Below are 7,271 nucleotides of genomic sequence, written 5' to 3'. Positions count from 1 at the left end.
TTGTACATCCTCGAAATCTGTCAAAAGTAAATGAATTGTTTGAGCAAAAATTTATCGAGGGATGGTAGCATTTTTTGGCATATTCGCATACCGCTCATATAGTCAATCAATATTAAAAGTGGTACAAGGCAGACGAGTGCAAGTACTACAGTAGTAGGCTAAACGAGTCTAACGCTGTAACGCTTTAATAGTGGTTCGACTATAGCAGTGGAGGCGACGTATAAAGTGAAAAGTAACAGGCAAAATATAACGAGTGTGCTCAAATGTGGAGCAAGTATAGACGAAGGCAAATTAGCAAAAATGCCTAGGGCGTGTTAAAAGTAGTGACAAAGTAAAGAGAGAAATAAACGGCAGCACTATACCCTAAAGTGAGTCAACTCATAGCCTAATTGCTGATAGGCTTTATATTTGTGTCGACCTTCTTGGGTACTGGTAGCATCAGGTCTGATTAGCTCAAGGACGCGAGAGGGCTTGGCATTATTGGTCGTAGCCATAAAGTCAGTCACCGGACGTGTCGTTGTATTGAGCACGATACCATTAAAATCCGCTGGTATATGATTGCCAAGTAGCACGGGGGCGGTAGAATGATGAGCGTTAGAGTCAGAACCTGTAGACTCAATATCTGACAAGCAGTGATGCGGGATAAAGCTGGTGGCCTCTTGTGCCCAAAGTGCTCTATCTAGCTCTGCTAGCAACGTTTCATCTTCGATCAAAATCAACAAAGACTGCGTGCTTTTGTTCAGCGCTGTCTGAGTCAGCTGACAAATAAAGCCCAAGAAATCTTGGGCTTTACTCTCACTTAATACATAAAAACTGATCTTCATAGAATGGTTTTCATAAAGTGTTTTATAAAATAGCATTTATCAATAGACGGTCGTTAATGCACTGCCATTGATCGATTAAGCCATATCCGCGCTGTTTTTCAGGTACTGCATAAATAGCGGTACTGGACGACCAGTCGCGGCTTTATCTTTGCCTGAGTTCCATGCGGTACCAGCAATGTCTAAATGCGCCCATGCCTGACCTTCTTCAATGAAACGAGACAAGAAGCAAGCGGCAGTCACTGCGCCCGCACCTTTACCACCGATGTTTTGGATATCAGCAATTGGCGAGTCAATCAGTGCTTGATACTCGTCGTCTAGTGGCATGTGCCAGATAAGATCACCTGATAAGTTGCTCGCATTCTCGAGATCAAACAATACATCTTCATCGTTACTAAAGACTGCTGAACGCACATGGCCTAATGCAACCACACAAGCACCCGTCAATGTGGCGACATCGATGATGGCTTTTGGATTATAGCGCTGTACATAGCATAAAGTATCAGCCAGTACTAAGCGACCTTCGGCATCGGTGTTCAGAATTTCAACAGATTTACCATTCATGGCTTTGACAATATCGCCTGGGCGCGTGGCATCACCTGATGGCATGTTCTCAGCACAGGCGAGCGCACCGACCACGTTGATTGGTAAACGTGCTTCACATAGAGCTTTGATAGTACCAAGTACTGAGGCTGAACCACCCATATCAAACTTCATCTCATCCATTGCCGCGCCTGGCTTGATTGAGATACCACCTGAATCAAAGGTCACGCCTTTACCGACCAAGACGATAGGCGCATCATCATTTGTAGCTTGTGCATTATTGTCGCTAGCTTTGTCGGATTTTTTAGCGGACTTTTTGGTTGGTAGTTTATCAGCGAGCGCTTTTTTTAGACCAGTCACTTTCGCGTTGCTAATCGTTTGCTCGGTGGTGCCAGCGTTTGCACTAAATGAGGATTTACCGCGGTACTCCATGATGACAAGCTGACCTTCTTTGGTAGAGCCTTGAGCCACTGATAAGAAGCAGTTCATACCCAGCGCTGACATCTCGTCTTCACCGAGTACCTTGACAGTCAATAGGTCAGGATAGGTTTTTGCAAGTTCTTGTGCTTGCTCTGCCATATATGCAGGGAAGCAAATATTACCTGGCTCATTGGCGACGTCACGAGTGAGGCTTTGACCGGCGAATACTGCCTCAGCAAATGCGAGTGCAGGCTGTAGTGAGTTATCAGCTAACAGATAAATATCAGTCAATACAGGCGTTGCTTGCTCAGATTTATATTTGTCAAAGCGATAGCTGGCTGCCAATAGGTTTAGGGCAAATTGACCAAAATGGCTTTCTTCTAGCGCATCACCTAAAGCAACGGTAATAGACGATACACGCTTTTGCGTGCTGCTATAGATGGTCTTGGCAATTTTTTGCAGTACGGTATTGCTGAATTTGTCCGTGTTACCAACACCAACCAACAATAGCTGTACAGGGTTTTGTTTGGTGGTTTTTTTATCCCCTGCCAATGCATAATCAGCAACGGTCTCACAGGCTGTGCCCTTAAAATGAGAGACTTCAATCAATTGCTCAATACGAGCGGTATAATCTGTCAGCATGGAGTTGGCAAGGATGTTTTTCTTATCATCGACCAAGACCACCAGACAAGCGTCGTCTTTATTTTTGGCTTCTTTTTTAAGGATTTTTTGCGTATGCGTCTTTGGCAGGTGCTGAGATAATTTGATATTCATATAGTTATCCTTATTAGAGTTATGAAAATGATGCAATTGCTGGTGCCTGTTAGATTATTGGATTATTTGGCTTGTAGAGCAATCACGATAGTGTAGCATATTGCGATGATGGTGCGCAGTTTGCACCGTTTAGGTAAAATGTCGGAACCGTTTTACTTGATCAGTGGTTAGGGATTCACGCTAACCTTTCACCAACTCATCAGTCGTTACTAACGCACTAAACCTGTCTTGTAGCGCTGCCATCGCGGTGTCATGCATGACCTCAGCACTGATGGTTTTTCTAGTAGCACTTGGGAGATCGCGAGTGGCACAGGCGTCGTGACAGACAAAATTGTCAAAACCCAGATCAAAGGCAGCTCTCACACTGGAACTTACGCACATGTGGCTCATGAAACCTGCAAAAATAATTTGTTGTTTGTTTGCAGACGAGAGTAGTGATTGTAGCTGCGTATCATAAAACGCATTGGGATGGTTTTTGGCAATCACGGTTTCGCCATCTTGCGGCTGTAGCTCTTCGACGATCTCGACGTTAGATGATAAAGGATCAAAGACATTACCATTTTCTGCACCATGATGGGTGATGTGAAAGATAGGGACATCTTGCTTGCGGGCTTTATCCAGCAATAGTCGTGCGTTGTCGATGGCCTTAGCGCCTGCTTGACCTAATGGCATGGCACCATCGACGTATTCGTTTTGATAATCGATAAGTACGAGGGCGCAATTTGACCAATCAAGTGTATCGAACTGACCACCAGCGAGTTCAAGTAGGGTTGCGGGCGTAGATGTGGTATTAGTCATTGGTATTCTCCATTACATTAGATGACATAAAAATATTTTTATCCGTCAGTCAGTTTAGCAATTAATAACAGAGATAGAGATTCGATGATACGAATGACAAACAAACCTTTCCAAACTAAATAAATAAAAAACGTATTGGAGAAAACCCTGTTAAACCAATTCCATATAAGATTTCATTAACGATTTATCCAATATTTGATATGTTTATCGTCTACCGATAGTAATGTGCTATCAGTAAAGTGTACGTAATGTTTGCAAACACATTTCACAGCCATTTTTAGGCAAAACATGCTAGGATTAGCGGTTATATTTGTCGCTTGTGTTTGTTGAGTAGGACTAATCAGTCACTCAGTAATTGTCAGTATTATTTGAACGTATACGATGCCTATGATGCATTGTTATTGTGCTCAAATATGACGATAGATCCCCCAATCCATCATGCGCATACCAACTGTTTAAGAGTACCCATTGTGATATTACGCCGCTATATGACTCGACAAGTTGCCTCGACCACTGCTTTGGTGCTGGGGTTTTTGGTAGTAATGATGCTTGGCGGTCGTTTGATACGTTATTTTGGCATTGCTGCTGAAGGCCGTTTGGATATTGGCCTGCTGTTTACGATCATCGGGTACAACCTGCCGTATTTTCTAGAATTGATATTACCGCTGGCCTTTTTTATCGCGTTGATGCTGGTGTTTGGTCGTTTATATGTCGATCAAGAAATGGCTGTCATCAATGCCAGTGGGGTGTCTCGCGGTAGGCTGGCTCGCCTGATGACACCATTGATATTAGCGTTGTTTGTTGGTGAGGCGGCGCTATCTATCGTAGGCAAACCATGGGGCGTACGCTCATCTGAGGCGGTATGGCAGCAGCAAGCATTGACCAGTGCGTTCGATCTGATTAGCCCAAATGAGTTTATAAGCAGCGATAACTACCATCTATACGTGGGTAGTCTCAGCGATGATAAGAAAAAACTACAAGATGTGATATTGATCCAATCTGAACCGACGCCAAAGGGTAATGCTGGCAAAAGCGCTGATATGAATAATACGATTGATCAAGAAACCGCTGATCAAATGGGCATCTCTGATATGCCAAAAGATATTATAAATAGAGATGCAAAAAACATCAGTAAAGATACCATCACGCTCGCCAAGCGTGCTGAACAGGTCAATACTGGCAATAGTGGTGTGACCCAGTTGGATCTATTTCAAGGTCGTCGCTATGAGGTGGGTGCAGGCAGCTTGAAATACAATCAAGTCGCCTTTGACCGTTATCGCATCACGCTTACTGAATCCTCGCAAGAGGTCATTACTGAAGACAATATTGAAACCCAAGCAATTGGACCTCTATGGCAAGCGGCAACGGGTGATGCACAAACCAGTACAAATAACGCGCTGCGTGCTGCTCAAGGTGAGCTTGGCTACCGTCTGGCACTGCCGTGGCTGATGATTATCGCACCGATGCTGGCTGTACCGCTTGCGCAAGTGCGTCCACGTCAAGGGCGTTGGCTGCGTCTATTTCCTTCTATCTTATTATTTGTCAGCTGTGCGCTAGGCATCATCTCGCTTAAGAACGCAGTGAGCAAAGGCAGTATTAGCGTATGGGCATATGCATGGCTGGTATTAGGCTTTATGGCACTAGCGCTTTATTTGAATTGGGGCAGCCGTGTGCAACATCGATTGCGCTTTCGTAAACAAGAAAATAGATTAGCCGTCGCCGCGCCTATCAGCAGTCTGGACAATCAACACAATAGCTCACAAGGAGGGCAGTCTTAATGCGCTCTTTATTTGCTAAGTCTGCAGGGGCTGGTCAGCTGGCCAAAAAACCTGCCAATTTAAAAGTCCTCAGCCGTTATGTCAAACTCAACGCCTTACTTGCTATTATCGCGGCCGTCGTTGGTTTATGGGCGTTACAGCTGGTATTCTCTTATCTATCAGAGCTCGATTCGTTAGATGACCGTTATACGATGGGGCAGGCACTTAAATATATCTTTTATCGATCACCCTATTTCTTAGAGCAATTCATCCCAACGGGTGCGCTACTCGGTGCCGTCATAGGATTGGGCTTACTTGCTAATAAAAGTGAGCTGGTCGTCATGCGTGCGGCTGGGGTCAGCATCTATCGTATCGTCGGCTGGGTGTTACAACCTGCCTTCATTTTTGTGCTACTGGCATTGGCGATTAATCAGTTCGTGCTACCGCATTCCAATCAATTGGCAAAGCAAATAAACGATGAGGACAACACATCGCTAGTCACTTCGGTGCGCGGCTATTGGACGGTGCAGCCACGCTTTGAAAATGCACAAGATGGCAGCGCCACACCTGATGGCAGTGATATTTTATATATCGATTATGCCGATGTTCAGGGTAATATCGGCGAGGTAAAACGTTGGCATTTAGATAACAACGGTAATCTGCAAACCGCTGTACATGCTAATGGCGGAAAATATACGGGGCGTGAGCCTATCGATGTGACCAGTGACAAGCCAAGCGAGCAGTATCGCTACGAATGGCAGCTGAACGATATGGTCGAGCTTAGCATTAATCAGGGCTTTGAGAGTAGCCAAGCCGTTTCACCATCAGATACGCTCAGCTTACCATTCGCTCCAGAGTCTGTGTATCTACTGACGCGCAAGGCAGAGGATTTGTCTCTGACGCAACTATACGAGCATCGTCAGTTTATGCGAGGGCAGGGCAAGCGCTCCTTGGATCATGAAGTGGCGTTTTGGCAAAAGCTATTATCACCTTTATCAATATTGTCACTGGTCATTGTTGCTTGCTCATTCGTCTTTGGCTCGCTACGGACGCACAGTTTGGGCTTGCGCATCGTGGTGGCTTTGCTGTTTGGCTTGCTCTTTAGCTATATTCAGGATTTGGTCGGATTTATATCGCTTGCTACAGGATTTTCGCCCATGCTGATGGTGTTGTTACCGATAATAGGCAGTGCGCTATTGGGTGGTTATTTGATAAAACGCCAGATGTAGAAAGACAGTTGGTCATACAAGACAAAAAGCACGCTAGATCTATTTTAGCGTGCTTTTTTATGACGATCTTTTATGGTTGGATGCTGAAGACTAAACTTTGGTCGCCATAGTAATCGTATAGGTTTTGCCTTGTTTGATCTTTTCGCTATTGCCGAACACTTCGGTAAACGAGCGCTTCATAAACTGGCGCAAGCCATTGATGGTCACGACATAAAAACGGCCACCTTGACGCATGCGTGCATAGGCATCAAGGAAGTACAGATAGTGTTGCTCTTTGCCAACTTTGGCGGGCAAGTTCGACATCACAAGGCTAAAGTCTTTGTCCGCTGCCACATGATTAAAGCCATTTGATAAATGCACATCGACGTTTTTTAGACCATTTTTTTCGCAGTTACGGCGAGCATATTCTACTGCCATAAAGTCTTTATCAATCAAGGTATGCTGACCATTTGGACATTCACGCGCGGCTGTCATACCAAGTACGCCATAGCCACAGCCCAAATCGATTGAATCATCATCGTTTTGGAAATCCACATAATCAAGCAGCATCAGGCTACCGTCATCGAGCTTTTGCGGTGAAAAAATACCCCACGTGGTTGCAAAATCAAACGGCTTACCCAGCACGTCTTGGCGAAAGTTAATGTCTTCGCGCCAATGTTGGGCATTTTTTAGCAGGTCAGCAGGTGGCTTATGATTTAGTGGGTGGCTCATAGGATTCTCGGATAATAGATAGGTAAAAGGGGGTGCGTTGTCTAATTAGACAGTGCGCATCGTATGACGAGTATTGTAGCGAGAAAAGGGCAGGTTTGCAGCATCGTATTACGGGAATCATTATGGTTGCCAAATTTAGCATGTAGAAAATACATAGAAAAAAAGATATTGGCAAGATTAGGTGAGAGGCTTACACTCAACTTTAACCTGATAGCTCT

General features: G+C 44.7%; 6 protein-coding genes. 2 read left to right on the top strand and 4 right to left on the bottom strand.

Features of this window, described 5'->3' with window-relative positions; all coding sequences use genetic code 11:
* Window positions 1-356 precede the first annotated feature (356 nt).
* The 3 genes from GYK50_RS12490 to GYK50_RS12480 all read right to left on the bottom strand — a co-directional run bounded on the left by GYK50_RS12490 (window position 357) and on the right by GYK50_RS12480 (window position 3,356).
* Window positions 357-824, bottom strand: a complete 468-nt coding sequence (locus tag GYK50_RS12490) for a DNA polymerase III subunit chi (protein ID WP_212564042.1) — start codon at window positions 822-824, stop codon at window positions 357-359.
* A gap of 75 nt (window positions 825-899) precedes the next feature.
* On the bottom strand, window positions 900-2,558 hold the full coding sequence (locus GYK50_RS12485) for a leucyl aminopeptidase (RefSeq protein ID WP_212564041.1): 1,659 nt from the start codon (window positions 2,556-2,558) through the stop codon (window positions 900-902).
* Between the two features lie 180 nt (window positions 2,559-2,738).
* The gene (locus GYK50_RS12480) at window positions 2,739-3,356 is read right to left on the bottom strand and encodes a cysteine hydrolase family protein (protein WP_093069664.1); all 618 of its coding nucleotides are present in this window, start codon (window positions 3,354-3,356) and stop codon (window positions 2,739-2,741) included.
* A 488-nt stretch (window positions 3,357-3,844) separates the two neighbouring features.
* Here GYK50_RS12480 and GYK50_RS12475 point away from each other — a divergent pair, with 488 nt between their 5' ends.
* Together GYK50_RS12475 and lptG are read left to right on the top strand one after the other, a co-directional pair.
* The gene (locus tag GYK50_RS12475; RefSeq protein WP_093069847.1) at window positions 3,845-5,134 is read left to right on the top strand and encodes an LPS export ABC transporter permease LptF; all 1,290 of its coding nucleotides are present in this window, start codon (window positions 3,845-3,847) and stop codon (window positions 5,132-5,134) included.
* The gene (lptG, locus tag GYK50_RS12470) at window positions 5,134-6,342 is read left to right on the top strand and encodes an LPS export ABC transporter permease LptG (protein ID WP_093069667.1); all 1,209 of its coding nucleotides are present in this window, start codon (window positions 5,134-5,136) and stop codon (window positions 6,340-6,342) included. The genes GYK50_RS12475 and lptG overlap by 1 nt, the downstream gene beginning before the upstream one ends.
* Before the next feature lie 90 nt (window positions 6,343-6,432).
* Here the strand turns inward: lptG and GYK50_RS12465 are convergent, their stop codons facing one another.
* Window positions 6,433-7,053 (bottom strand): class I SAM-dependent methyltransferase, encoded by a 621-nt coding sequence (locus tag GYK50_RS12465; protein WP_093069669.1) that lies wholly within the window; start codon window positions 7,051-7,053, stop codon window positions 6,433-6,435.
* Window positions 7,054-7,271 lie beyond the last annotated feature (218 nt).

Source organism: Psychrobacter pacificensis (genome assembly GCF_018336615.1).
GTDB classification, from domain to species: domain Bacteria; phylum Pseudomonadota; class Gammaproteobacteria; order Pseudomonadales; family Moraxellaceae; genus Psychrobacter; species Psychrobacter pacificensis.
Note: the sequence above shows the minus strand (reverse complement) of the source record. Positions and strands in the feature narration are given on the sequence as shown.

Bases quoted from the DNA above. Each gene is read 5' to 3' on its own strand.
- GYK50_RS12490 (WP_212564042.1), bottom strand. From the start codon at position 824: ATGAAGATCAGTTTTTATGTATTAAGTGAGAGTAAAGCCCAAGATTTC.
- GYK50_RS12485 (WP_212564041.1), bottom strand. From the start codon at position 2,558: ATGAATATCAAATTATCTCAGCACCTGCCAAAGACGCATACGCAAAAA.
- GYK50_RS12480 (WP_093069664.1), bottom strand. From the start codon at position 3,356: ATGACTAATACCACATCTACGCCCGCAACCCTACTTGAACTCGCTGGT.
- GYK50_RS12475 (WP_093069847.1), top strand. From the start codon at position 3,845: ATGACTCGACAAGTTGCCTCGACCACTGCTTTGGTGCTGGGGTTTTTG.
- lptG (WP_093069667.1), top strand. From the start codon at position 5,134: ATGCGCTCTTTATTTGCTAAGTCTGCAGGGGCTGGTCAGCTGGCCAAA.
- GYK50_RS12465 (WP_093069669.1), bottom strand. From the start codon at position 7,053: ATGAGCCACCCACTAAATCATAAGCCACCTGCTGACCTGCTAAAAAAT.